This window comes from Nocardia sp. BMG111209, assembly GCF_000381925.1.
Classification (GTDB): Bacteria; Actinomycetota; Actinomycetes; order Mycobacteriales; family Mycobacteriaceae; genus Nocardia.
Genome location: NZ_KB907310.1, coordinates 229,296 through 252,555, shown reverse-complemented (window position 1 = coordinate 252,555; position 23,260 = coordinate 229,296). Strand labels below are relative to the sequence as shown.

Here is a 23,260-nt window from a genome sequence, read left to right as displayed (position 1 = left end):
TACTTACTTGGTCGTGCAGGAAACCGATGAACTACTCGCCGGTCGCCTTGGCGATGATCTCCTTCGACACGTTGGCCGGAACCTCCGCGTACGAATCGAACACCATGGAGAAGTTCGCCCGGCCCTGGGTCTTCGACCGCAGGTCACCGATGTAACCGAACATCTCCGAGAGCGGAACCAGCGCCTTGACGACACGGGCACCACTGCGTTCCTCCATGGCCTGGATCTGGCCACGGCGGGAGTTCAGGTCGCCGATCACGTCGCCCATGTACTCCTCGGGCGTGGTGACCTCGACGGCCATCAGCGGCTCGAGGATCACCGGACCGGCCTTGCGGGCCGCTTCCTTGAGGGCCATCGAACCCGCGATCTTGAACGCCATTTCCGAGGAGTCGACCTCGTGGTAGGCGCCGTCGAGCAGGAGGGCCTTCACGTTGACCAGCGGGTAACCAGCGAGGACACCGTACTGCATGGAGTCCTGGATGCCGGCGTCGACCGAGGGGATGTACTCGCGCGGCACGCGGCCACCGGTGACCTTGTTCTCGAACTCGTAGGTCGCGCCGTCCTCACCCTTGAAGGGCTCCAGGGCGATGATGACGCGAGCGAACTGGCCCGAACCACCGGTCTGCTTCTTGTGCGTGTACTCGAGCTTCTCGACCTTCTTGGTGATGGTCTCGCGGTAGGCCACCTGCGGCTTGCCGATGTTGGCCTCGACCTTGAATTCGCGCTTCATCCGGTCGACGTAGATGTCGAGCTGGAGTTCGCCCATACCGCCGATGACGGTCTGGCCGGTCTCCTGATCCAGCTTCACGTTGAAGGTGGGGTCCTCCTCCGCGAACTTCTGGATGGCGGTGCCCAGCTTCTCCTGGTCGGCCTTCGTCTTCGGCTCGATGGCCACCTCGATGACCGGATCCGGGAAGGTCATGGACTCCAGCACGATCTGGTTCTGCGGATCGCACAGGGTGTCGCCGGTCGTGGTGTCCTTCAGGCCGATGACCGCGTAGATGTGGCCGGCCTGGGCCTCGGTGACCGGGTTCTCCTTGTTGGAGTGCATCTGGAACAGCTTGCCCAGACGCTCCTTCTTGCCCTTGGTCGAGTTGATGACCTGCGCGCCGGAGTCGACCTTGCCCGAGTACACCCGGACGTAGGTCAGCTTGCCGAAGAACGGGTGGGTCGCGATCTTGAACGCCAGCGCCGAGAACGGCTCGGTGACGCTCGCGTCCCGATGCAGGATCTCCTCTTCCTTGCCCGGGACATGGCCGTCGGTGCCACCGTCGTCCAGCGGGTTGGGCAGGTAGTCGATCACGGCGTCGAGCATGGGCTGTACGCCCTTGTTCTTGAATGCCGAGCCACAGAGCACGGGGTAGAGCTCCGAGTTGACGGTCAGCTTGCGGATGGCGCCCTTGATCTCCTCGACCGTGAGCTCCTCGCCGCCGAAGAACTTCTCCAGCAGCACCTCGTCGGATTCGGCGATGGCCTCCAGCAGTTCCTGCCGGTACTCCTCCGCCTTCTCGGCGAGATCGCTGGGAATCTCCACGACCTCGTACTGCTCGCCGAGCTTCGTCTCACCGCGCCACACCTTGGCGTTCATCTCGACCAGGTCGACGATGCCCTCGAAGGTGTCCTCGGCGCCGATCGGCAGCTGGATGACCAGCGGCTTCGCGCCCAGGCGATCCTTGATCGTCTGCACGGTGAAGTAGAAGTCCGCACCCAGCTTGTCCATCTTGTTGACGAAGCAGATGCGGGGCACGTCGTACTTGTCGGCCTGCCGCCAGACCTGCTCGGACTGCGGCTCAACGCCCTCTTTGCCGTCGAAGACCGCGACCGCGCCGTCGAGCACGCGCAGCGACCGCTCCACCTCGACGGTGAAGTCGACGTGGCCGGGCGTGTCGATGATGTTGATCTGGTTGTCTTTCCAGAAGCAGGTGGTGGCGGCGGAGGTGATGGTGATACCCCGCTCCTGTTCCTGAGCCATCCAGTCCATCGTGGCCGCACCGTCGTGGACTTCACCGATCTTGTAGGTGATGCCGGTGTAGAAGAGGATGCGTTCGGTTGTCGTGGTCTTACCGGCATCGATGTGGGCCATGATGCCGATATTGCGGACCTTGTTGAGGTCGGTGAGCACGTCCTGTGCCACGGAAATCTTCCCCGCTCTGTGTTTAGGCGTTCAGCTGTGTAGGGATCATCGGGAACGACCCTGACCATGACGTCGGCCGGTATCGGCTTTCGGCCATAGCCCGAGGCCATCACTTGTTCAACGTCGGGCGCGGCATTATAGTGCCCCGCTCGCGTGCGACACCGCCACCGATTACTCGGATGTCACCGCGCCCGACTGTGACTCGCCTCCCGGTGCCGTTGCGCGGCGATCCGGGAGCCGACTCACCAGCGGTAGTGCGCGAAGGCCCGGTTCGACTCGGCCATCTTGTGGGTGTCCTCGCGACGCTTCACGGAGGCGCCCAGGCCGTTGCTGGCATCCAGCAACTCGTTGGCCAGACGCTCGACCATGGTCTTCTCACGACGCTGCCGGGCGAAGTTGACCAGCCAGCGCAGCGCCAGGGTGTTGGCGCGGCCCGGCCGCACCTCGATCGGCACCTGGTAGGTGGCGCCACCGACACGCCGGGGCTTGACCTCCAGCGACGGCTTCACGTTGTCCAGTGCGCGCTTCAGGGTCACCACCGGATCGGTGCCGGTCTTGTCGCGGGCCTGCTCCAGCGCGCCGTAGACGATGCGCTCCGCGGTCGACTTCTTACCGTCGAGCAGGATCTTGTTCACCAGCTGGGTGACCAGCGGCGATCCGTAGACCGGATCGTTGATCAGGGGACGCTTGGGAGCGGGGCCCTTGCGCGGCATTAGCTCTTCTCCTTCTTGGCGCCATAGCGGCTGCGGGCCTGCTTGCGGTTCTTGACACCCTGGGTGTCGAGCGAGCCACGGATGATCTTGTAGCGCACACCCGGGAGGTCCTTCACACGGCCGCCGCGGACGAGCACCATGGAGTGCTCCTGCAGGTTGTGGCCCTCGCCCGGAATGTAGGCCGTGACCTCCACCGAGCTGGTCAGGCGAACACGCGCGACCTTGCGCAGCGCGGAGTTCGGCTTCTTCGGGGTCGTGGTGTACACGCGGGTGCACACGCCACGACGCTGCGGGCTCCCCTTGAGGGCCGCAGTCTTGGTCTTGGCGACCTTGTCGCTGCGACCCTTGCGGACCAGCTGGTTGATGGTTGGCATAGACCGGCTTTCCTTTTAGTAACCAGGTGTCTGGAACTTCATGTCTGTGTTCAGTTGCCGCGTTCCTCGCGCCCCGAGGTCGGGCGTGTCGCGCGCAGTTCAGAGCCCTTTTCCGGGACATGCTGAAACCGTCGGCCGCTCTCGCTGGCTTATGTCCTGCTCACAACTTGCCCGCACGCATCCGGGCACAGCGGTCCACGATACCTGTCGGCGCGGCGGGGGGCAAAAATGGGCCCCCCGTGCTACGCCGCCGAAGCATTGTCATCGGGCCAGGTTCAAGGTCAATTCGGCCAATTTCTTCGCCGCGTCGCACGGGTCCGGATGACCACCGGGCCGGTAGTTGATCCACCAGCCGATGATGCCGGTGTCGGCGGCCGGGGCCATCACCCCGCAGGAATCCGGATCGTTGGGGCGGCGGACCTGCAGCGACCGGCGGCCCTGCACATTGATGTCCGAGGTCTGATAACCGAGGCGATCGTTGTTCTGCTTCTCGTTGGTGAGCGAACCCATCTCGTACCAGTTCAGGGTGGCCATACCGTCACCGCCGGGCGCGCCGGTGAGATCCCACATGCACACCGCGCCGTTGAACGACGAGTCGGCGCTCGCGGATCCGGTCGCCTTGGCGATCTCGTCCAGCTGGACCACCGAGCATTCACGCAGCAGTTTGTCGAAATTCATGTTCACACCGCCGCCGCTGCCGCCGGCCGGTTGCGCCGTGCCGGAGACGGTGTTCCCGCAGCCGGCCGTCGACAATCCCACCACGACCGCCAGCGCCGCGACCACAACGGCCGGAGCTCTCATCGGCTGCCTCACTTCAGTCTCTGCACGGTCAGTTCGGCCAGTTTGCGGTTCTTGTCGCACGGATTGCCGCCCTGGGACGGGAACAGGCCCGTGGAGGTCGACCATTCGAAGAAATCGTCACCGAGCTGCACCGCCAGATCGCAGATGGAACCGTCCGGCGACGCGTCCTGGAAACCCTTGTGCCCGCCGACGTCGATATCCTCCGGATTACGTCCCTGCGCGGTGACCCAGGCCCGTTCGCGCCCGATCGGGCTGCCGCGATAGGAGGCGAAGGTGACGCTCGGCGAGCCGATCCCGGCGGACTGCCAGCTGCAGCCCACCGAATTCTTGAACGACCGGGAGATCTGCGTCAGGCCGCCGAGCGCGCGCACCTCGTCGTCGGTGGCATTGCCGCACTCACCGGTGAACGGCCCCAGCGCGGCCACCTTCGCCGGGGGCCGTACGGCGGGGGCGTCACTGCTCGACTTGTCACCCGACCCACACCCCGCGAGCAGAGCTGCGATGGCTGTCGTCGCGACGATCGCCGACGTGATCCGCATGCCTGGCACTCTACTGGGCCCGGGGACGGAAAGCAGACAGCCGAAGCCGGGACCGGGCGACGGCCGGTCAGAGGTTGCCGCGCGCCTCCTGCTCCCGTTCGATGGCCTCGAACAGGGCCTTGAAATTACCCTTGCCGAACCCCAGCGAGCCGTGCCGCTCGATCAGTTCGAAGAACACCGTCGGCCGGTCGGTCAGCGGTTTGCAGAAGATCTGCAGGAGATAGCCGTCCTCGTCGCGGTCGACCAGGATGCCACGGGACCGCAACTGTGCCACCGGGACCCGGACGTGACCGATCCGGGCCCGCAGTTCCGGATCGGAGTAGTAGGCGTCCGGCGTGGCGAGCAACTCGACCCCGGCGGCGCGCAGTGCGTCGACCGCGGCCAGGATGTCGCCGGTGGCCAGCGCGATGTGCTGCACCCCCGGACCCCGATAGAACTGCAGATACTCATCGATCTGCGACCGCTTGCGGCCCGCGGCCGGTTCGTTGAGCGGAAATTTCACCCGGTGGTTGCCGCTCGCCACGACCTTGCTCATCAGCGCGGAGTATTCGGTGGCGATGTCGTCGCCGATGAACTCGGCCAGATTGCGGAAACCCATCACCCGGCGATAGAAGTCGACCCATTCGTCCATCCGGCCGAGCTCCACGTTGCCGACGACATGGTCGACCGCCTGGAACACCTGCGGCGACCCGCGTCCGGCGCCGGGACCGGCGGCGGCGTAGCCCGGCAGGTACGGGCCCTCGTACCGGGAGCGGTCCACCAGCGTGTGGCGGGTGTCGCCGTAGGTGGCCAGCGTCGCGGTGCGGACGGTGCCGAACTCGTCGCCGTCGTCGTGCGGGGCCACCAGGACCGTCGCCCCCTCGGCGCGGGCCTGTGCGACGCAGCGGTCCACATCGGGCACCTCGAGCGCGATGTCGGCGATGCCGTCACCGTGCCGCGCGTGGTGCGCGACCAGGGGGCTGTCCGGATCGACCGCGCCGGTGATCACGAACCGCGCGCTGCCGCTGCGCAATACGAAACCCTTGTGGTCGCGATTGCCGGTCTCCGGTCCCGAATACGCCTCGAGCCGCATCCCGAACGCGGATTGCAGATAGTGTGCGAACACCGTCGCATTGCCGACCACCCAGACCAGCGCGTCCCACCCGATCACCGGGAAGGGATCGTGCGCGGAATCGTGGTCGACCAGCCCCACCAGGCGACGCAACTCGCTGTCGCTGGGTACCTCGCCCATCTTCGGCAGGTTCTCGGTAGTCATGGACCAAGGAAATCGCCGCGGCGCCGACTGGGCAAGATCGCCCGAATTCGCTCGACACGATGGTGAATAACGCCACCTGCACCGGGCTTTTGCTGGACACTTTGAACAGTTCACAGAACGGAGCCGCCGATGCCGCACCAGCCCGCCAAACTGGACGAACTGGACCTCGCGATCCTCACGGCCATGCACGAGTACCAGAAGGCCGGCGTGCTGGAACTGTCCCGGCGCACCCGCGTCGCGCGCGCGACCGTCCAGGCCCGCATCGCGCGGATGGAGGAATCCGGGGTGATCACCTCCTACGACCCGCAGGTCGACGTCACCGCGGCGGGATTCGACGTACAGGCGTTCGTCACCCTGGAGATCGCCCAGGGCGCGCTGGACGCGGTCGCCACCGATCTGGCGGCCATCCCCGGCGTGCTGGAGGCCTACGCCACCACGGGTTCCGGGGATGTGCTGTGCCGGCTCGGCGCCGACTCCCACACCGGCCTGCAGTCGGTCCTGCTGAGCATCGACCGCAGCCCCGCGGTGGTCCGCTCGCACAGCGTGATCGTGCTGTCCACGGTCGTCCCGCGCCGCAGCCTGCCGCTGTTGCACACCCTCGCCCCGGCGGGCACCTCCCGCGCCCCGGCGTATCGCAACGGGTGACGACCGGCGGTCAGTAGCCCCGGTAGCCGCCGCCGTGCCGCATGGCGGCAATGCCGGGGACATTGTCCAGCGAACCGTAACGGTCGATGGCGTAGCGGGTGCCGGCGATGATGTTGTCCACCGGGTTCCAGATGTTGCCGTGGCCGGGCAGCGAGTGACTGTTGAAGGTGCTGTCGATGGTCTGCATGAGGCCCTTGGAGGGGTGACCGGCGGCGGCGTTGCTGTCCCACATGTTGATCGCCTGCGGGTTGCCGCCGGATTCGTGCTGGATGATCGCGGCGATCAGGTTCGCGTCGGAATCCTTGATGTCGTAACCGTTTTCGCGCAGCACGTCCATCGCCTGCTGGATCCAGTCGCCCTGGGCGCCGTGCGAGTGGTCGCGAGCGTAGGAGACGGTCTGGTAGTCGGCGTCGGTACCCGGGAAACCGACGCTGCCGCTGTTCAGGCTGGTACCGCCCTGATGCAGGCCCATGCGGCCGGGTGATCCGCCGGACTGGTGATGGGCCACCGCCGGGGCCGGTGGCGGCGGGGGTGGGGGTGGCGGCGGTGGTGGAGCGGGGGCCACCGCGGCGACCGGCACCGTATTCGGCGCGGCCGGGGGCGGAAGTACGCCGCCGGCGCCGGTGATCGGGTCGCCGAGGCCCTCCTGTGCGGCGGCGATCGTGCGCTCGGCCTGGCCGACCGTGGTGATCGTCTGCTCCGCAACACTTTCCGCCTGTTGCAGGGCCCGCATGATCTCCACCTGCCAGGCCAGGGCCTCGCCGTATTCGGTGCCGATCATGGCCTGCATCCGGTCCTCGGTGAACAGGTCCTCGCCGTGCGGGCCGCGGCGGCTGCGGCGGATCCATTCGATGCGGGCCTCCGCGGAGACCGCGCCGGTGGGACTCACGGCGTAGCCGGGGATGCCGGCGCCGGGGGGATGTTCGGCCTGATTGCGCAGATCCAGGACGGTCTGTTTGGTGTGCAGCAGATTGTCGACCTGCTGGTTGAGGGCGGTCTGCAACTGCACCAGGGCCTGACTCACCGCGGACGCCCGGTTCTTCTCGGTGACGAGGCGGTCGGCGGCGGCGGACGCGGCGGCGCCGTCCCAGGTCAGGGCCTGGGTCTTGGTGATGCCGGTCAGCACGGCCCGGTCGAGATCGCCGGAGAGTTTGCCCACCGCGGTGGCGGCCGTCGCGAGCTCCTCCGGCGCCCATTTCTCGACATCGGGGATGGTCAGCGTCATGGGTGCAGTCCGATCGTGGTCAGCTTGGCACGGAACTGCTCGTCGGTGACGTCGACGACCTTTCCGGCGTGCTCGATGCTGTCGGCGACGGTGGACAGGCGCTCGCCGACGCGGCCCAGGGCCTTGTCGACGGTGGCTTTCGCCTGCGTGCAGGTGGCTTCCCATCGGGTGCCGGGTAGTGCGCCGACGGCATCGGACAGTCCGGACCCCAGCGCGACGATGGTGGCGGCCTCGTCGTGCAGCGTCTTGGCGAACGTATGCAATGCGACGGTGTCGACCCGCAGGGCGGCAGGCGGATCGTTCTTACCGGCCATGACTCCCCCTGGAGCGAAGACAGCGGCACACACGTGGTGCAGGCGACGGCGACTGCGATATGGCTGGCTGAGAATAGCAAGATTCCGCCGGTCGGGGTAACGAAATGTGTTCCCCGCGACCGGCCCGCACCCGCATCCGCTAACTTGAATCCGACGTCAACTGTGGAAGAGAGGCCGATTCATGCGCGCAGCCCAGGTCACCGAGCTCGAAGGCCCGGAGTCCATCGAGATCGTCGACATTCCGGAGCCGGCCTCGACCCCCGACGGTGTCGTCATCGACGTGCACGCAGCGGGTGTGGCCTTCCCGGACGTGCTGATGAGCCGCGGGCTCTACCAGATCAAGCCCGAGCTGCCGTTCGTGGTGGGTGGCGAGGTGGCCGGCATCGTGCGCGCGGCGCCGGCCGGGGCGCACGTACGGCCCGGCGACCGGGTGGTCGCGCTGACCATGGTGGGTAACGCACTGGCCGAGGTCGCGGTGACCCCGGTCGCGCAGGTCTTCGCACTGCCCGACGCCGTCCCGCTGGAGGCCGGTGCGGGCCTGCTGTTCAACGATCTGACCGTGCACTGCGCGCTGCGCACCCGCGGCCGGCTGGCCGAGGGTGAGACCGTGCTGGTGCACGGCGCGGCGGGCGGCATCGGCACCTCGGCGCTGCGGATGGCGCCGGCGTTCGGCGCGGGCCGGGTGATCGCGGTGGTCAGCAGCGCGGAGAAGGCCGCGGTGGCGCGGGCCCACGGCGCCACCGACGTGGTGCTGACCGACGGCTGGGCGGCTGCGGTGAAGGAGCTCACCGGCGGTCGCGGGGTCGATGTGGTGGTCGACCCCGTCGGCGGTGATCGGTTCACCGACAGCCTGCGGTCGCTGGCGCCGGCGGGGCGGCTGCTGGTGCTCGGTTTCACCGGCGGCGAGATCCCGACCGTGCGGGTGAATCGGTTGCTGCTCAACAACATCGACGTGATCGGCGTCGGCTGGGGCGCCTGGGTGCTGTCGCATCCCGGCTATCTGGCCGAGCAGTGGGCCGAGGTGGAACCGCTGCTGGCGTCCGGGCGGATCGCGCCGCCGCAGCCGGTGCTGTTCCCGCTGGAACGGGCCGCGGAAGCCGTTGCCGCCCTGGAGAACCGGAGTGCGCTGGGCAAGGTGGTCGTGACGCTGCGCTGAGCTGTCGGCGCCCGGCCGTACAGTGGCCGGACCATGACGCTCACCGACCGAGTCCTCAACCGCACGCTGCTGCGGCGCCAGCACCTGCTGCGGCGCAGCGGGCTGTCGGTGCCGCAGATGTGCGACCATCTGGTCGGCCTGCAGGCCCAGGATGTGACGCCGCCGTTCATCGGATTGTTCGGCCGCATCGCCGATTTCGATCCGGCGGCGGTGTCGCAGGGGCTCACCGCGCGCAGCCTGGTCCGCATCACGTTGATGCGAGCGACGATTCACCTGGTCACGCCACCGGACGCGTTGCGTATCGCACCGCATGTGCAGCCCGAACTGGAGAAGATCCCGTTCCGCCGGGGTTTCAACGGCGGCGCGATGGTCGGGCTGGATCCCGAGGAGGTGCGGGCCCGGGGTGAGCGGGCCCTCGGCGCCGAGCCCACACCGGCCGCCGAACTGCGGATCCGGGCCGCCGCGGCGTATCCGGACCGGGATCCGGGGCCGGTGGTGCAGACCTGGCTGTATCAGTTGCCGGTGCTGCAGACGCCGCCACGGGGGCGGTGGCGCGACAACAGCCGGCCCACCTGGTCGCGGGTCGAATCGTGGCTGGGCGAGCCGCTGCGGCCCGGCTATCCGCTCGCCGAACTGGTGCTGCGCTATCTGTACGCCTTCGGACCGGCGAGCACCATGGACATCCAGACCTGGTCGAAGCTGGTCGGGATCAAGGAGGCGGTGCTACAGCTCGGTGACCGGGTGCGCACCTACACCGACGAGCGCGGCCGCACTCTCTACGATCCGGCCGATGCCGAACTGGCCGATCCGGATCTGCCCGCACCCGTCCGCTTCCTGGGCTGGTACGACAACGTGTACCTGTCACACCGGGATCGCCGGCGCATCGTGCCGGACGGGGCCGCACCGCCGTTGCGGCACATGGCCGCTCAGGTCGCGCCGATCCTGGTGGACGGGTTTCTGGCGGGGATCTACAAGGTCGTCACCGACCGCGACCGGGCCCGATTGCGGATCTCGCCCCTGCGGGCCTGGACCCCCGCGGAACGCGACGAGGTCGAGGCCGAGGGGTCGGCCCTGCTGGCCTTCCTGGAACCCGAGCGCGAGCGGTCGACCGAAATCCTGCCCGCCGGAGCCGATCTCAGGGGCTGACAGCAGGGTCCGGGTGCGGCGCGATCACGCGGCCCGCACCTGCTCGAGGATGTGCCGGGCCCAGATTTCCGGGGCGTCCACCGGGCTGAAATGCCCGGTGTTCGCCATGATGTGGAGGTCGTGGTCACGGTAGAAATCGCCGAGCGTGTCACTCCATTCGACGGGGAAGAGCGGATCGCTGTCCGGCCAGAGAACGGTGACGTGCCGGGGGAATCGATCGGCGGGCGCCGGCCGGGTCTCGGCGGCGTAGTAGGTGACGGGATTGCCTTCCGGGTGCCGGAACCACATGATGCCGGCCAGGAAAGCGCCCGGCGCCGAATGGTTTTCGGTGAGGTGATCGAGCAGTTCGGCCGACGCGATCGACCCGGGCGGCGACCATTTCACCAGGTTCTCCCGCAGTACGGCACGGACCGCCTCGGGTCTTCCGTCGATCAGATCCTCGACCAGACTCGTCTTGTAGAGGATCGCGTGCAGGAAGGCGTCGACCGAACGCTCCCCGAGAATCCGGCGCCCGACACCCATGACCGGCGGCGCGATCACCAGGGAACGGACCAGATCGGGACGTTTCCGCGCGAGGGCCTGCACGGTGAAGCTACCGATGTCGTACCCGCAGAGCACCGCGTCTGCGATCCGCAACTCGTCGAGGAGCGCGGCGAGGCCGTCGACCTGACCGCTCAGGGCGTAGGCGTCACCCACGTCGTTCAGGTGTTTGTCGGATTTTCCGAAACCGCGGAGGTCCGGGGTCACCACGTCGACGTCGTCCCCGAGCAGTGGAACCACACGCGAATATTCGGTGTGATCTCCCGGGCTGCCGTGCACGAGCACGATGGGTGTCCCTCGGCCCGAGCGCTCGTAGTGGAGCCGGAAGCCACGGGTCGGCGCGGAGAACGGCATCGTGGTCGCCTTTCCGGTCGACCTCGCCGGTGGCGCGAGGTCTCGGCTGGGACAGGAAGTGCGAGCGAATGGTATCCGGGCGGCCGCGGTCCGCAACCGCGTCGTGCACGACATGTAATCGGCGGTGACCTTCCCGAAACACCGTTGCGATTGCATGTAATCGTCGCGGTCGACACTGGGGCCTGAACAGTATTCGCACGACCGTCCCGGGAGTTGCCATGACCACGGAATACGACCTGTCCGAAGTGGACCGCGAGAAACGGATGGGCGGGCTCGGCGGGGAGACCGGCAACCGGGAGATCCGGGTGATCGATCTCGGCGAATTCGATTCGCGCCGTGCGGAGATCACCGCGGAGCTGTGGACCGCGGCCACCGAGATCGGCTTCTTCCAGCTGGCCGGGCACGGCATCACACCGGAGCGGATCGATCGCGCCTTCGCGCTGACCGAGCGGTTCTTCGCGCTGCCGGAGCCGGTGAAGGCGAAATACGCACTGGTGAAGGCGAAGAACGCGGGCTGGGAGAGCCTCAGTCAGGTGCGGCCGTCGATCGGCGTGCCCGATCAGAAGGAGTCGTATCAGATCACCCGGCCGAATATGACGGACCTCTGGCCGGACGCCGGTGAACTGCCCGAATTCGCCACGGAGCTACTCGAATTCGAGCGGCAGTGCTGGACGGTGGCGATGCGGGTGCTGTCCTGTTTCGCGGACCGGCTCGGCTTCCCGCGCGAACATTTCACGGCGGCGCACGATCCGGGTTCCGACCGGTATCAGTGCACTCTGCGCCTGCTGCACTATTTCGCCGTCCCGCCGGAGCTGTACGGTGCGCCGGACCGCTGGCGGGCCGGGGCGCACACCGATTTCGATTGCCTGACACTGCTTTTCCAGCGCGACGGGCAGGGCGGGCTGCAGGTCTGTCCGGGCCGCGAGATGGACGGGCAGCAGTGGACCGCCATCACCCCGTCGTCGGCGCTGATCACCTGCAATATCGGTGACATGCTCACCCGATGGAGCGACGACCTGCTGCCGTCGAATTTCCATCGGGTGCGCGGTCCGGGCGCCGGGGAGTATCAGGGCGACCGGTACAGCATCGCGTTCTTCGCCCAGGCCGATCGCGATGCGGTGATCCACGGCCCGCGCGGCGAGTATCCGCCGGTGACCGCGGCCGACTTCATCGCCGCGCGGGTGGCGGCCAACTATCGCCCGCGGTCGTGACCGGCCCGGAACTGCTCGGCCCGGCGGTGCATCGGCAGCTGCGCCGCCTGGTCCTCGACGGCGAGCTGGAACCCGGTGCGCCACTGAGTGTTCCGGCGCTGTCGGTGCGGCTGGGGGTGAGCCGCAGCCCGGTGCGGGAGGCCGTGCAGCAGTTGATCGCCGAGGGTCTGGCGGTGACCTCGCCCAATGCCGGGGCGCGGATCGCCGTCCTCGACGATCGGCGCATCCGGGATGTGCTGGCGGTGCGATCGGCGCTCGACGGCCTGGCCGCCGCGGCGGCCGCCACCCGGCTCACCGAGGCCGAACTCGGTCTGCTCGCGGGGCTGCTGTCCGCGCAGGAGGCGAATCTGCGCGCCGCCGCCGATCCGGATCGCGATACCGCCGCGGATCTCGAATTCCACGCCTTCATCCGGGATCGTTGCGAAAATCCGGTCCTGGCCGGGGAACTCGCCCGGCTGGAGGCGCAGGCCCATCTGTACCGCGGCGAGCTGTGGCAGTCGCCGATCAACCGGCGCAGCGCGCTGCGGGAGCATCGGCGGATCGTCGAGGCGCTCGAATCCGGCCGGCCCGCGGCCGCCCGCGCCGCGGCCGAAGCCCATGTTTGCGGGCTGATCACCCGGCTCGACCGGGGGTGAGGCGACCGTGGCGGTGTGACGTGCGCCCCGTAAAGTCATGGGGCAACAACAACGCATGAAAACGCGGCACATCCGTGCAGCGCGAGGAGCTCCAGTGTCACTCGATCAGCCACTCGCCCCGCTTCCCCAGGAGGGCATGGGTTTCGCCGCGGCGTGGCCTGTCCGGGCTGGTGATGTGGATCCGTACAATCGGCTGCGGTTCGATGCCGTGGCGCGCTATCTGCAGGACATCGCCGAGGAGGAGCTCCACTCCGGTTTCTTCGAACGCACCGATCCGAATTGGATCGTCCGGCGCACGGTCATCGATGTGGTCCGCCCGATCGTCTGGCCGGATCGGGTGGAACTGCGGCGCTGGTGTTCGGCGATGTCGACCCGCTGGACGAATATGCGGGTGCGGGTGACCAGCGCGGGCGGCGGACTGGTCGAGAGCGAAGGCTTCTGGATCAACATCAACGAGTCGACCAACATGCCGACCCGGATCAGCGACGAGGGCCTGGCCCTGCTGGCCCGGACCACCGCCGAACACCGGTTGCGCTGGCGCCCCTGGCTGACCGATCCGACCCCGCCGGACTCCGATACCGATCTGCCGTTTCCGGTGCGCGCCACCGATATCGACCAGTACAACCACGTCAACAACGCCGCCTACTGGCAGGCCGTGGAACATTTCCTCGTCGACTTCCCGAAACTGGTGGCCGGCCCGCACCGCGCGGTCATCGAATATGTCGCGCCGGTCCTGGCCCGCCAGCACATCAGCGTGCGCAGCCGGTTCGAACCCGGTGATCGCAGTACGGGCCATCCGGTGCTGCGGCTGTGGTTCATCGTCGGCGACGCGGTGACCACCACCGTACGTATCGGCCCCCTGCCGGGCTGACGAAATACCGTTTGCACGAAGTTTGCCTGCCAAGATGGAACCCGGCGGTACCGCACCGTCGTGATCCGCGGACGGAGGAGAACTCGGCGTGCAGAAGGTTCGGCTCGCACTACTGGCCGCTGCGGCGACGGCAGCTCTGACCGGCTGCGGACATGGATCGGATTCCACCGGGACGGTGTCGGACACGGTGACCGCGACCGAGGGTCCGCCCGGAACCGTGCCGCCCACCGCACCCGGCGACGTGAGCTGTGGTCACGTGACGGACCGGGGCGGGGTCTCCCGCACGGTCATCGCGGTGAAGCGGACCGGCGGCCCGGTCGGCTGCGCCGAGGCGCTGCGCGTCGCCGGCGCCTACGTGCGACAGGCCGACCTGAGCAAGACGGTCGAGGGCTGGGACTGCCGGGCCCAGCCCAGCGCGAAGGTGCCCTCGGTGTGCACCAAGGGCGGTCTGATGATCAATCTGCTGCCCAACTGAGTCCGCGCCCCGGCCGTTCCGGTCGATGCCGGAAACAGCAGGGGCGCGGAGACTCGGTGCGGATCAGCCCCGGGCGGCCTTGAGCAGCTCTTCCAGACTGGTCAGCTTGACCCGCGGCCGGCCACCGGACTTACCGGCGGTCTTCTCCGCGGCATCGATCGCCTTCCAGCCCTCGCGGTCCACCAGATCCGGCTGCCGCTCGACCAGCAGCGCCCGCAGCGCCGCCCGGTCGCTCTGCGGCGCCGTGAGCCTGCCCTCGACGAAATCGGCCAGCAGATGCTCGACCGTCTCGGTCGCGTCGACCCGGTTGGACCCGATCACGCCGCGCGGGCCGCGCTTGATCCAGCCAGACACGTACACGCCCGTGAGCGGCTCGTCGCCGGACAGCACCCGGCCCTGCGCGTTGGGAACCACACCCGCCCGCTCGTCGAACGGCAGATCCGGCACCGGCCGGCCCTTGTAACCGATCGAGCGCAGCACCAGCGAGGCCGGCAGCGTCTCGAGCCGGTCGGTGGCCCGAGCCACCAGATGCCCGGATCCGTCGGCCACGAGCTCGTTGTGCGCGAACTCGATGGACTCGACCTTGTCGGTGCCGTTGATCGCCGTCGGCGAGGTCAGGTAGCGGAAGACGATGCGCTTGTGCTCCGGATTGCGCGGGGCACCGGCGTACTCCTCCGCCAGCTGGTACTTCAGCTGCAGCGCCGGCTCGACCTCGGGATCGTCGAGCAGGGCCCGGCTCTCCCCGTCCAGTTCCAGATCGCCCGCGTCGACGATGACGTCCACGCCCTTCAGGTGGGTCAGCGCCAGGAACTCCGGGCTGGTGTACGCGGCCTGCAACGGGCCGCGCCGGCCCAGCACCACGACCTCGCGGATATTGCTGCCGCGCAGCGCGTCGAGGGCGTGATCGGCGATATCGGTCTTCGCCAGCTCGTCGGGATCCATGGTCAGCACCCGGGCCACGTCGAGGGCGACGTTGCCGTTGCCCACGATGACCGCCCGCTCACCGGACAGATCGAAGGTACGGCCGGCGTAGTCGGGATGGCCGTTGTACCAGGCCACGAACTCGGTCGCGGAATGGCTGCCGGGCAGATCCTCGCCGGGCACGCCGAGGCGCCGGTCGGTGGAGGCGCCGACGGCGTAGATCACGGCGTGATGGTGCGCGACCAGCTCGTCGTGGCTGACGTGCTGCCCCACCTCGACGTTGAGGTAGTACTGCAGGGTGTCGCGGCGGAACGCGCTCTCGAACATGGTCGACACGCGCTTGGTGCCGGCGTGGTCGGGGGCGACGCCGGCCCGGACCAGACCCCACGGGGTCGGCAACCGGTCGAACATCTCCACCTCGACGTCGGCGCGCCGCAGCAGTTCGTCGGCGGCGTAGCAGGCGGCGGGGCCGGCTCCGACGATCGCGACCCGCAGGGTGCCCAATTCCTTGGGCGGCCGGGCCGGGGTGCTGATCGGCTCGAAGTTCGACTCGAGCGGGTGCCGTTCGAAATATGCGGCGTTGATGTCGCGGAATCGCGCCAGCGAAGCCACCAGATCGTCCTCGGAGAAGATGGCCTCCACCGGGCAGGCATCCACGCAGGCACCGCAGTCGATACAGGTGTCGGGGTCGATGTACAGCTGCTCGGTCGTCGCGAACTCGGGTTGCTCCGGAGTGGGACGAATGCAATCGACCGGGCACTCGGGGACGCAGCTGGCGTCGTTGCAACAACGCTGCGTGATCACATAGGCCATATCTCGCAGATCCTCGAAACTTTCAGGGGATGTACCGCACCGGGGCTCGATGCGGAGCATGCTCCACGCTGGTATCCGTGGATTCCAGTGTGACGCCACCTTCAGTGTGCCTCGAGAGTGAGATACATCTCTGCCCGGCATACGGTAGAGGCCATGGCACGCACATTGATCTTGATGCGGCACGGTAAGTCCAGCTACCCGCCCGGTGTCGCCGACCACGACCGGCCGCTGGCGCCGCGCGGCCGCCGGGAGGCGGCACTGGCCGGTGACTGGCTGCGCGCCACGCAGCCGCAGATCGACGCGGTGCGCTGCTCGACCTCGGTGCGGACCAGGGAGACCCTGGCCGCCACCGGCGTCACCGCGCCCGTACTGTTCGAACCGTCGATCTACGAGGCGACGCCGCACACGCTCGTCGACCTGATCCAGCTCACCGGCGACGAGGTGCAGACGCTGCTGCTGGTCGGGCACGCACCCGGGATGCCGTGGACGGCGTGGGAGCTGGCCGCGAATCGCGAATCCGAGCCCGCCACGGAACTGAGCCGCAAATTCCCGACCTCGGCGCTGGCCGTGCTGGAATTCGACCGTCCCTGGGCACGCGCCGACGCGGGCACCGGGGAACTACTGGGTTTCCACGTCCCCCGCTGAGCCCGTCCCGGCTCCGTGCGGATCAGCTCAGCAGCTTGCCCCGCACGACGACGACCGCGCCGAGCGCAACCAGCACGATGAGTGCGACGAACCAGTTGGTCAGCCACCACACCACACCGAGCACGGCGACCACGGGCAGTATCGCGACCGTGGCGATGAACGGACTCTCCTTGATCGTCTCCAGGGCCGAGCGGGCCCTGACACGATCGATTTCCTTGGCCATGCTCCCAGGGTAGGGGAAATCGGCGCCGCGCCGAGGATGTCCCGACGGCCGGAACCGGCAGCTCGCCGACGGCACGCTCAGCCGAGCTGAACGGACCGTTTCGCCAAATTCATCCAGAAGCCGTCGATGGTCGAGCGCAGCGTGCCCGAATCGGCCTCGCCCGCACCGAGAGTGACGAACAGCGGTGCGAAATGTTCGGTGCGGGGGTGGGCCAGCGCCGGACCTGGCGCGGTGTGGCGGAAATCCAGCAGCGCGTCGATATCGCCGGCCGCGACGGCCTCCCGGCCCCACTCGTCGAATTCCCGGGACCAGGCGGGGACGGTCTCGGCGTGCAGGGCACGGAGGTTGTGGGTGAAGAAGCCGCTACCGATGATCAGGACACCCTCGTCGCGCAGGGGCGCGAGCGCGCGGCCGAGGTCGAACAGCCCGGCGGGGTCGAGGGTCGGCATGGACAGTTGCAGTACCGGGATGTCGGCGGCGGGATACATCTCGACCAGTGGGACGTAGGCGCCGTGGTCGAGCCCGCGGTCGGGGGCATCGTGAACGGTATTGCCCAGCAGCGCACGGACTTTCGCGGCGAGTTCGGGGGCGCCGGGGGCCGGGTAGCGTACCCGGTAGTAGTGCTCCGGGAAACCCCAGAAGTCGTAGATCAGCGGCACCGTGGTGGTCGCGCCGAGGGTGACGGGGGCGTCCTCCCAGTGCGCGGAGACCACCAGAATCGATTGCGGCCGAGGCAGTTCGGCGGACCAAGCGGCGAGCTGGCCGGGCCAGATCGGGTCGTCGGCCAGCGGCGGGGCGCCGTGACTCAGGTACAGGGCGGGCATGCGGGTGATTTCGGCCACGGTGTGCTCTCCTTCAGCCGATCAATCGGATGGTATGCCCGGTGCGCTCCACCTTGGCGCGCAGATAGCGCAGATTGGTCGGGGTCGAGTGCACACCGGTGGGGACCGCCGCGCGGACGCCGATACCGAGCGCGAGCAACTGCCGGGGCTTGTCCGGATTGTTGGTGAGCAGCTCGATCTCGGTGAGGCCCAGCGCGGTCAGCATCTGGGCCGCGGGGGTGTAGTCGCGGCCGTCCTCGGGCAGGCCCAGCGCGGCGTTGGCCTGGTAGGTGTCCAGGCCCCCGTCCTGCAGGGCGTAGGCGTCGAGTTTGTTGTAGAGGCCGATGTCGCGGCCCTCCTGACGCAGGTAGAGCAGCACCCCGCCGATCTCGGAGATCCGCTGCACCGCCTCGCGCAGTTGCGGGCCGCAGTCGCAGCGGGCCGAGCCGAAGACGTCGCCGGTGAGGCATTCGGAGTGCAGGCGCACCAGCGGCACCCGCCCGGGTCGCGGCACGCCGAGGATCAGGGCAAGATGCTCCCTGCCGTCACTGAGTCCGTCGAAGGTGACCGCCTCGGCGGGGGCGGAGTAGCCGTCGCCGAAGGTGAGCGGGATCCGCACGCGGGTGCGGACGGTAGCGATCGACGTCTCCGACGCCGTAGCAATTGGCGTCCCCGACGCCGTAGCAAGAGGCATCTCCGACGCCGTAGCGGCTGGCTCCATATGACTGCTCCGAGCTGCGAGATCTACCAGTTCAAATTTGAACAACAGGCTACCCGGTGCGGTTATTCCGAGCCGGTGCGGCGGTAATCTCGGAATATGGACGGTGATCCGCGGTGGCTCGACGATCGGGAGCAGCGCGCCTGGATCGCCTTCCTCACCGCGGCCGGTCTGCTCGGCCGGCGACTCGACCGGCAGCTGGAACACGATGCCGGGCTGTCCCATCTGCAATACGAGATCCTGGTCCGGCTCTCGGCCGCGCCGGGCCACGAGTTGCGGATGACCGAACTGGCCGACGCGCTGGTGAATTCCAAGAGCAAGCTCACCTATCAGATCGACCGGCTGGAGCAGGCCGGGCTGGTGCGCCGCCGCTCCTGCCGCAGCGATATGCGCGCGGTGTACGCCGTACTCACCGAGGCCGGCCGCCGCAAACTGGAGCAGGCCGCGCCCGCGCACGTCGCCATGGTGCGCGAATTGTTCATCGATGTGTTGACTCCCGAGCAGTTGGATGTGATCGGAATCGCACTGGACGAGGTCGGCCGGCGGCTGCGCACCGAGCCCTGAATCCGAAACATGGTCACTTCCACTGCTTTCCGTGCGGACCGCTCGATTCGGTAGCGCAGCACGCGCGAAGGGCCGCGACCATGGTTACGATTCGACGGCCGGGCATGCGCCCGCGCACCGCTCCGGCCGCTCTCACCAGCACACCGACCGGCGGAAGGGGACCGGCGCGTGAGTATGCTCTTGCGCGGCAACACAAGTCGGGCGACCAGGGGTCGGCAGGGTGGGTACGGAAGGGGAACGCAGGCATGAGCGATCAGGCGGTGGCGACGACCGTCGTCCGCAACGACGCACAGCACCGTTACGAGGTGTGGTACGGCGATACGCTGGCCGGCTACGCCGAATTCCGTGAGCGAGATCACGACACCATCTTCGTGCACACCGAGGTCGACAGCGAATACACCGGTAAGGGTTTGGCGAACGCGCTGGTCCGGGAGGCGGTCGACGACGTGATCGGCCGGGGCCGCGGCATCGTGGCGCGCTGCCCGTTCGTCAAGGGCTGGCTGGACAAGCACCCCGACTACGATGCGCATGTGGTGGGCAAGGGAATTCAGCGATGAGCGACCTCGAGGTCGCACCGTCGGAGGCGGTGTGCGAGGCCGCGCCCGCACCCGGCCCGCGCACCGATCTGCATCCCGCCCGCGTGGTGCCGCTCGGGGGTGTGCGCGGCGTGAGCGTGGAACGTGTTCTGCCGCAACGGGATCTGCCCACCGTCGGCGCCTGGTGCTTCCTGGACCATTTCGGCTCGCTCGCACCCGCCGAGGAGTTGCCGCCGGATATCGACCCGCATCCGAACATCGGATTGCAGACGGTGACCTGGCCCTTCGACGGCCGGATCCGGCACCGTGACAGCCTCGGTTCCGATGTCGAGATCCAGCCCGGCCAGCTGAACCTGATGACCTCCGGGCGCGGGATCGCGCATTCCGAGTACACCGTCCCGGGCGCGCCGGCCGGGCACGGCCTGCAACTGTGGATCGCGCTGCCCGGCGACCGCACCGGGATCGACCCGCATTTCGAGCAGCATCGCGAACTGCCGATGTTCGACCTGCCGGGCCTGCGCGCGACCGTACTGATCGGGACGCTCGGCGGCGCCACCTCCCCCGCCGTCGCCTACACCCCGATCGTCGGCGCCGATCTGACCCTCGAACCGGGTGCGGCCGTCGACCTGCCGCTGGATCCGGCCTTCGAGCACGCCGTGCTGGTGGTCTCCGGCGAACCGGTCGTCGCCGGGGTGACCCTGTCGCCGGGCCCGCTGCTGTACCTGGGGGCCGGCCGCGAATCCGTATCCCTGACCGCGCCGGGCGGTGCGCACGCGGTGCTGATCGGCGGCGAGCCGTTCGCCGAGGATCTGGTGATGTGGTGGAACTTCGTCGCCCGCAGTCACGACGAGATCGAGGCCGCGCGCACGGCCTGGGAGCAGCACGACACCACCCGCTTCGGCGACGTTCCCGGCCACCCGGCCGATCGGCGTATTCCGGCGCCGCCGCTGCCGAACCTGCGACTGCGGCCCCGCAAGCGCCGGATCACCGGCTGACACAACGTATTCCGGCTATCCGCGTTCCAGAAGTCGCTCGGCGGAATCACTTTCGGTCGTCAGCGACTGAGTTCCGATGACGCGCAACAGGTCCAACTTCTGCTGTGCGTCGCTACCCGGTCTCGGGTAGTAGACCAGCAGTTTCTGGGTGGCGTTCGGCGTGACCAGGGTCTCGCAGATCAGGTCCAGCACACCGACCCGCGGATCGTGGATGCGTTTGGTGTCGTTGAGCCGTACGCCGACCTCGTGGTCGCTCCACAGTCGCTCGAATTCCGGGCTCGCCGCGCGCAGGCGGGTCACCAGCTCGGTGACGTCGGCGTCCCCGGCCCGGCGCGCGGCAGTGGCGCGCAGATCCGAGACGTGTTTGCGGCCGATGCGGTCGGCGTCGTCCGGGAATCGGGTGCGGACCTCCGGATCGGTGAACCAGCGCCAGGCGATGTAGCGATCCAGCCCGGTGTGTTGCAGCCGCTCACCGGACATGAGGACGTGCATCCGGTTCTGGGTCAGTACCTCGCCGAGATCCGAGATCACACAGGCCGGGGTGTCGTCGAGTTTGTTCAGCAGGAACAGCAGTCCCGGCCCGACGTGCCGGTCGCCGCCGCGAGCCGGGGCGGTGTGCCCGCACAGGTGGAACAGGTGGTCCCGCTCGTCGTCGGTGAGCCGCAGCGCGCGGGCCAGCGCGCCGAGCACCTGCACCGACGGCCGCGGTCCGCGGGACTGCTCGAGCCGGGTGTAGTAGTCGGTCGACATCCCGGCCAGCAGCGCCACCTCGTCGCGCCGCAGACCCGGGGTGCGGCGGCGCACCCCCGGCAGCAGGCCCACGTCGGACGGCTGCAGCTGCTCGCGGCGGCGGCGCAGGAAATCGGCGAGATCGTCGCGGTCCATGCGCTCCACTGTCCTCTCCCGCCGGCGCTCCAAACAGGGATCGCCGATCCGGGTCAAACAGGGATCGCCGATCCCACGATGCCCCATCTCTGCCGGATCCCGGGATCGAGGGACCAGGATGGGAACATGACCAACTCAACCACGATGGACCGGGTGCAACTGGGCCTCACCGGCCCCCTGGTCGGCCGTATCGGCCTCGGCGGCATGAGCATGTCCGGCACCTACGGCGCCTCCGACGAGGCGCAGTCGATCGCGACCGTGCACGCCGCACTGGACTCGGGCGCGAATCTGATCGATACCGGCGATTTCTACGGCTTCGGCCACAACGAGATGCTGCTCGGCCGGGCCCTGGCCGATCGCAAGCGGGAGGACTACCTGCTCAGCGTCAAATTCGGCGGGCTGCGCGGACCGGACAACAGCTGGGGTGGTTTCGACAGCCGCCCGGCCGCGGTCCGCAACTTCCTGGGGTATTCGCTGCAACGGCTCGGTGTCGATCACATCGACATCTACCGACCGGCCCGGCTCGACCCGAACGTGCCGATCGAGGAGACCATCGGCGCGATCGCCGAGATGGTCGAGGCCGGCTACGTCCGCCACATCGGGCTGTCCGAGGTCGGCGCGGAGACGATCCGCCGGGCCGCCGCCGTCCATCCGATCGCCGATCTGCAGATCGAGTATTCGCTGCTCTCCCGCGGCATCGAACGTGACATCCTGCCGACCACCCGGGAACTCGGCATCGCGATCACCGCCTACGGCGTGCTGTCCCGCGGCCTGCTCAGCGATTCGCTGCGCGACCGGCGGACCTTCGATCCGGGTGACTTCCGGGCCCACAGCCCGCGGTTCCAGGGCGACAACCTCACCGCCAACCTGCGGCTGGTGGAGGCGCTGGCCACGATCGCCGACCGGCGCGGCGCGACCGTGGCCCAGCTCGCGATCGCCTGGGTCCTGTCCCGCGGCGCCGATATCGTCCCCGTCATCGGCGCCCGGACCCCGGCGCGCTGGTCCGAGAGCGCCGCGGCGCTGGACATCCGGCTCACCGAGGACGAGATCGCGGAGATCGAGGCGGCGGTGCCCGCCGAACAGGTGGCGGGCGGACGCTACGCCGAGGCACAGATGGCGATGCTGGACAGCGAGCGCTGAGCCGGGCTACTTCCGGCGCGGCCGGATCACCGCGGTGAACGACGCCGCGGCGACGGATTTCCCGGTGTTGTCGGTGAGATCCACCGGCACCGCCAATTCGACCGACTCCCCACCCTCGATCCCGGAGCGGGCCCGATCCAGTTCTGCCGCCGTCAGTTCCGCGGTGGCCCGGATCGGGCCCGCCTCGCCCTTCGCGCGGGCCAGATACTCGATGCGACCGTCGCGCGCGACGATGAACGCCTCCCCCATCAGATCCACGATTCCGGAGATCGCCGCACCCATCGCCGCCGTCTCGGCCAGCCCGAACAGGATCGCGGCATGCAGATCCCCGTTGTGATTGAGATGTTCCGGCTGCGGAGCCATCGCGACGGCGCTGCGGCCGGGCAGGTATTCGACGCTGTCGATGCCGGCGAACTGGATGAATCCCAGTTTCCGGAAACCGGCCATCACCAGTTCACCCATGGTTGCGCTGTCCATACCAACTCCTGCCGCGAATGAAACGTGTTCTACTTTTCATACCCGGCGGGATCGGGATTTGTCCACGCACCATCCGACACCAGACTCGGTCCCCGCCGACCGACACCGACCCGATACCCGCCCGACCAACACCG

27 protein-coding genes are annotated in these 23,260 nt (G+C 68.4%); 12 read left to right on the top strand and 15 right to left on the bottom strand.

Annotated elements, in window-relative coordinates:
• Positions 1–31: 31 nt before the first annotated feature.
• The 6 genes from fusA to hppD all read right to left on the bottom strand — a co-directional run bounded on the left by fusA (position 32) and on the right by hppD (position 5,816).
• On the bottom strand, positions 32–2,134 hold the full coding sequence (fusA, locus tag G361_RS0139555) for an elongation factor G (RefSeq protein WP_019932693.1): 2,103 nt from the start codon (positions 2,132–2,134) through the stop codon (positions 32–34).
• Positions 2,135–2,376: 242 nt separating this feature from the next.
• The gene (gene rpsG / locus G361_RS0139550) at positions 2,377–2,847 is read right to left on the bottom strand and encodes a 30S ribosomal protein S7 (RefSeq protein ID WP_019932692.1); all 471 of its coding nucleotides are present in this window, start codon (positions 2,845–2,847) and stop codon (positions 2,377–2,379) included.
• Positions 2,847–3,221, bottom strand: coding sequence for a 30S ribosomal protein S12 (gene rpsL / locus G361_RS0139545; RefSeq protein WP_019932691.1), 375 nt, complete (start codon positions 3,219–3,221; stop codon positions 2,847–2,849). The genes rpsG and rpsL overlap by 1 nt, the downstream gene beginning before the upstream one ends.
• A 261-nt stretch (positions 3,222–3,482) precedes the next feature.
• Positions 3,483–4,022 (bottom strand): DUF3558 domain-containing protein, encoded by a 540-nt coding sequence (locus tag G361_RS0139540; RefSeq protein ID WP_036496593.1) that lies wholly within the window; start codon positions 4,020–4,022, stop codon positions 3,483–3,485.
• 8 nt (positions 4,023–4,030) lie between these two features.
• A complete protein-coding gene (locus G361_RS0139535) occupies positions 4,031–4,561 on the bottom strand; it encodes a DUF3558 domain-containing protein (protein WP_019932689.1) in 531 nt (176 codons plus the stop codon).
• 67 nt (positions 4,562–4,628) lie between these two features.
• A complete protein-coding gene (gene hppD, locus G361_RS0139530; protein WP_019932688.1) occupies positions 4,629–5,816 on the bottom strand; it encodes a 4-hydroxyphenylpyruvate dioxygenase in 1,188 nt (395 codons plus the stop codon).
• Positions 5,817–5,945: 129 nt separating this feature from the next.
• On the opposite strand from hppD, the gene G361_RS0139525 reads away from it, so the two are divergent.
• Positions 5,946–6,461, top strand: coding sequence for an Lrp/AsnC family transcriptional regulator (locus G361_RS0139525; protein WP_019932687.1), 516 nt, complete (start codon positions 5,946–5,948; stop codon positions 6,459–6,461).
• A 10-nt stretch (positions 6,462–6,471) separates the two neighbouring features.
• On the opposite strand, the gene G361_RS51335 is transcribed toward G361_RS0139525, so the two are convergent.
• A complete protein-coding gene (locus G361_RS51335) occupies positions 6,472–7,686 on the bottom strand; it encodes a transglycosylase SLT domain-containing protein (RefSeq protein WP_019932686.1) in 1,215 nt (404 codons plus the stop codon).
• Positions 7,683–8,000 (bottom strand): hypothetical protein, encoded by a 318-nt coding sequence (locus tag G361_RS0139515; RefSeq protein WP_019932685.1) that lies wholly within the window; start codon positions 7,998–8,000, stop codon positions 7,683–7,685. Before G361_RS0139515 ends, G361_RS51335 begins: the two co-directional genes overlap by 4 nt.
• Positions 8,001–8,181: 181 nt before the next feature.
• Here G361_RS0139515 and G361_RS0139510 point away from each other — a divergent pair, with 181 nt between their 5' ends.
• A complete protein-coding gene (locus G361_RS0139510; RefSeq protein WP_019932684.1) occupies positions 8,182–9,156 on the top strand; it encodes an NADPH:quinone oxidoreductase family protein in 975 nt (324 codons plus the stop codon).
• Positions 9,157–9,189: 33 nt separating this feature from the next.
• Positions 9,190–10,302: a winged helix DNA-binding domain-containing protein gene (locus G361_RS0139505; protein ID WP_019932683.1), complete on the top strand. Its 1,113-nt coding sequence runs from the start codon at positions 9,190–9,192 to the stop codon at positions 10,300–10,302.
• 24 nt (positions 10,303–10,326) lie between these two features.
• Here the strand turns inward: G361_RS0139505 and G361_RS0139500 are convergent, their stop codons facing one another.
• Positions 10,327–11,196, bottom strand: a complete 870-nt coding sequence (locus tag G361_RS0139500) for an alpha/beta fold hydrolase (protein ID WP_019932682.1) — start codon at positions 11,194–11,196, stop codon at positions 10,327–10,329.
• Positions 11,197–11,414: 218 nt separating this feature from the next.
• Here G361_RS0139500 and G361_RS0139495 point away from each other — a divergent pair, with 218 nt between their 5' ends.
• The 4 genes from G361_RS0139495 (at position 11,415) to G361_RS0139480 (ending at position 14,388) form a co-directional block, all read left to right on the top strand.
• Positions 11,415–12,407, top strand: a complete 993-nt coding sequence (locus G361_RS0139495; RefSeq protein ID WP_019932681.1) for an isopenicillin N synthase family oxygenase — start codon at positions 11,415–11,417, stop codon at positions 12,405–12,407.
• Positions 12,404–13,042, top strand: a complete 639-nt coding sequence (locus G361_RS0139490) for a GntR family transcriptional regulator (protein ID WP_019932680.1) — start codon at positions 12,404–12,406, stop codon at positions 13,040–13,042. The genes G361_RS0139495 and G361_RS0139490 overlap by 4 nt, the downstream gene beginning before the upstream one ends.
• Positions 13,043–13,136: 94 nt before the next feature.
• Positions 13,137–13,913 carry an acyl-[acyl-carrier-protein] thioesterase gene (locus G361_RS0139485; RefSeq protein ID WP_026344075.1) on the top strand — a complete coding sequence of 259 codons (777 nt, stop codon included), beginning with the start codon at positions 13,137–13,139 and terminating at the stop codon, positions 13,911–13,913.
• 88 nt (positions 13,914–14,001) lie between these two features.
• A complete protein-coding gene (locus G361_RS0139480; RefSeq protein WP_155982057.1) occupies positions 14,002–14,388 on the top strand; it encodes a hypothetical protein in 387 nt (128 codons plus the stop codon).
• A gap of 63 nt (positions 14,389–14,451) precedes the next feature.
• Here the strand turns inward: G361_RS0139480 and G361_RS0139475 are convergent, their stop codons facing one another.
• Entirely contained in the window at positions 14,452–16,122 is a 1,671-nt protein-coding gene (locus tag G361_RS0139475) for an FAD-dependent oxidoreductase (RefSeq protein WP_019932677.1), read from the bottom strand.
• Positions 16,123–16,275: 153 nt separating this feature from the next.
• On the opposite strand from G361_RS0139475, the gene G361_RS0139470 reads away from it, so the two are divergent.
• Positions 16,276–16,767 carry a histidine phosphatase family protein gene (locus G361_RS0139470; protein ID WP_019932676.1) on the top strand — a complete coding sequence of 164 codons (492 nt, stop codon included), beginning with the start codon at positions 16,276–16,278 and terminating at the stop codon, positions 16,765–16,767.
• A 22-nt stretch (positions 16,768–16,789) separates the two neighbouring features.
• Here the strand turns inward: G361_RS0139470 and G361_RS0139465 are convergent, their stop codons facing one another.
• From G361_RS0139465 to ribA, 3 genes are all read right to left on the bottom strand, one after another.
• Positions 16,790–16,990: a hypothetical protein gene (locus tag G361_RS0139465; protein ID WP_019932675.1), complete on the bottom strand. Its 201-nt coding sequence runs from the start codon at positions 16,988–16,990 to the stop codon at positions 16,790–16,792.
• Between the two features lie 77 nt (positions 16,991–17,067).
• Positions 17,068–17,814 (bottom strand): dioxygenase, encoded by a 747-nt coding sequence (locus G361_RS0139460; protein WP_036496689.1) that lies wholly within the window; start codon positions 17,812–17,814, stop codon positions 17,068–17,070.
• Positions 17,815–17,845: 31 nt separating this feature from the next.
• Positions 17,846–18,430, bottom strand: coding sequence for a GTP cyclohydrolase II (gene ribA, locus G361_RS0139455; RefSeq protein ID WP_019932673.1), 585 nt, complete (start codon positions 18,428–18,430; stop codon positions 17,846–17,848).
• A 198-nt stretch (positions 18,431–18,628) separates the two neighbouring features.
• Between ribA and G361_RS0139450 the strand changes: the two genes are divergently transcribed.
• The 3 genes from G361_RS0139450 (at position 18,629) to G361_RS0139440 (ending at position 20,624) form a co-directional block, all read left to right on the top strand.
• Positions 18,629–19,093: a MarR family winged helix-turn-helix transcriptional regulator gene (locus tag G361_RS0139450; protein WP_019932672.1), complete on the top strand. Its 465-nt coding sequence runs from the start codon at positions 18,629–18,631 to the stop codon at positions 19,091–19,093.
• Between the two features lie 245 nt (positions 19,094–19,338).
• The gene (locus tag G361_RS0139445; protein ID WP_019932671.1) at positions 19,339–19,650 is read left to right on the top strand and encodes a GNAT family N-acetyltransferase; all 312 of its coding nucleotides are present in this window, start codon (positions 19,339–19,341) and stop codon (positions 19,648–19,650) included.
• A complete protein-coding gene (locus G361_RS0139440; RefSeq protein ID WP_019932670.1) occupies positions 19,647–20,624 on the top strand; it encodes a pirin family protein in 978 nt (325 codons plus the stop codon). Before G361_RS0139445 ends, G361_RS0139440 begins: the two co-directional genes overlap by 4 nt.
• Positions 20,625–20,639: 15 nt before the next feature.
• On the opposite strand, the gene G361_RS46270 is transcribed toward G361_RS0139440, so the two are convergent.
• A complete protein-coding gene (locus G361_RS46270; RefSeq protein WP_036496688.1) occupies positions 20,640–21,509 on the bottom strand; it encodes a helix-turn-helix transcriptional regulator in 870 nt (289 codons plus the stop codon).
• Positions 21,510–21,653: 144 nt separating this feature from the next.
• Here G361_RS46270 and G361_RS0139430 point away from each other — a divergent pair, with 144 nt between their 5' ends.
• The gene (locus G361_RS0139430; RefSeq protein WP_019932668.1) at positions 21,654–22,649 is read left to right on the top strand and encodes an aldo/keto reductase; all 996 of its coding nucleotides are present in this window, start codon (positions 21,654–21,656) and stop codon (positions 22,647–22,649) included.
• Between the two features lie 6 nt (positions 22,650–22,655).
• Here G361_RS0139430 and G361_RS0139425 read toward each other — a convergent pair whose 3' ends face one another.
• Positions 22,656–23,126 carry a PaaI family thioesterase gene (locus tag G361_RS0139425; protein WP_019932667.1) on the bottom strand — a complete coding sequence of 157 codons (471 nt, stop codon included), beginning with the start codon at positions 23,124–23,126 and terminating at the stop codon, positions 22,656–22,658.
• Between the last annotated feature and the right edge of the window lie 134 nt (positions 23,127–23,260).

Coding starts and splice junctions, on each gene's coding strand:
- rpsG (WP_019932692.1), bottom strand. CDS start 2,847: ATGCCGCGCAAGGGCCCCGCTCCCAAGCGTCCCCTGATCAACGATCCG.
- rpsL (WP_019932691.1), bottom strand. CDS start 3,221: ATGCCAACCATCAACCAGCTGGTCCGCAAGGGTCGCAGCGACAAGGTC.
- G361_RS0139540 (WP_036496593.1), bottom strand. CDS start 4,022: ATGAGAGCTCCGGCCGTTGTGGTCGCGGCGCTGGCGGTCGTGGTGGGA.
- G361_RS0139535 (WP_019932689.1), bottom strand. CDS start 4,561: ATGCGGATCACGTCGGCGATCGTCGCGACGACAGCCATCGCAGCTCTG.
- hppD (WP_019932688.1), bottom strand. CDS start 5,816: ATGACTACCGAGAACCTGCCGAAGATGGGCGAGGTACCCAGCGACAGC.
- G361_RS0139525 (WP_019932687.1), top strand. CDS start 5,946: ATGCCGCACCAGCCCGCCAAACTGGACGAACTGGACCTCGCGATCCTC.
- G361_RS51335 (WP_019932686.1), bottom strand. CDS start 7,686: ATGACGCTGACCATCCCCGATGTCGAGAAATGGGCGCCGGAGGAGCTC.
- G361_RS0139515 (WP_019932685.1), bottom strand. CDS start 8,000: ATGGCCGGTAAGAACGATCCGCCTGCCGCCCTGCGGGTCGACACCGTC.
- G361_RS0139510 (WP_019932684.1), top strand. CDS start 8,182: ATGCGCGCAGCCCAGGTCACCGAGCTCGAAGGCCCGGAGTCCATCGAG.
- G361_RS0139505 (WP_019932683.1), top strand. CDS start 9,190: ATGACGCTCACCGACCGAGTCCTCAACCGCACGCTGCTGCGGCGCCAG.
- G361_RS0139500 (WP_019932682.1), bottom strand. CDS start 11,196: ATGCCGTTCTCCGCGCCGACCCGTGGCTTCCGGCTCCACTACGAGCGC.
- G361_RS0139495 (WP_019932681.1), top strand. CDS start 11,415: ATGACCACGGAATACGACCTGTCCGAAGTGGACCGCGAGAAACGGATG.
- G361_RS0139475 (WP_019932677.1), bottom strand. CDS start 16,122: ATGGCCTATGTGATCACGCAGCGTTGTTGCAACGACGCCAGCTGCGTC.
- G361_RS0139470 (WP_019932676.1), top strand. CDS start 16,276: ATGGCACGCACATTGATCTTGATGCGGCACGGTAAGTCCAGCTACCCG.
- G361_RS0139465 (WP_019932675.1), bottom strand. CDS start 16,990: ATGGCCAAGGAAATCGATCGTGTCAGGGCCCGCTCGGCCCTGGAGACG.
- G361_RS0139460 (WP_036496689.1), bottom strand. CDS start 17,814: ATGCCCGCCCTGTACCTGAGTCACGGCGCCCCGCCGCTGGCCGACGAC.
- G361_RS0139450 (WP_019932672.1), top strand. CDS start 18,629: ATGGACGGTGATCCGCGGTGGCTCGACGATCGGGAGCAGCGCGCCTGG.
- G361_RS0139445 (WP_019932671.1), top strand. CDS start 19,339: ATGAGCGATCAGGCGGTGGCGACGACCGTCGTCCGCAACGACGCACAG.
- G361_RS0139440 (WP_019932670.1), top strand. CDS start 19,647: ATGAGCGACCTCGAGGTCGCACCGTCGGAGGCGGTGTGCGAGGCCGCG.
- G361_RS46270 (WP_036496688.1), bottom strand. CDS start 21,509: ATGGACCGCGACGATCTCGCCGATTTCCTGCGCCGCCGCCGCGAGCAG.
- G361_RS0139430 (WP_019932668.1), top strand. CDS start 21,654: ATGGACCGGGTGCAACTGGGCCTCACCGGCCCCCTGGTCGGCCGTATC.
- G361_RS0139425 (WP_019932667.1), bottom strand. CDS start 23,126: ATGGACAGCGCAACCATGGGTGAACTGGTGATGGCCGGTTTCCGGAAA.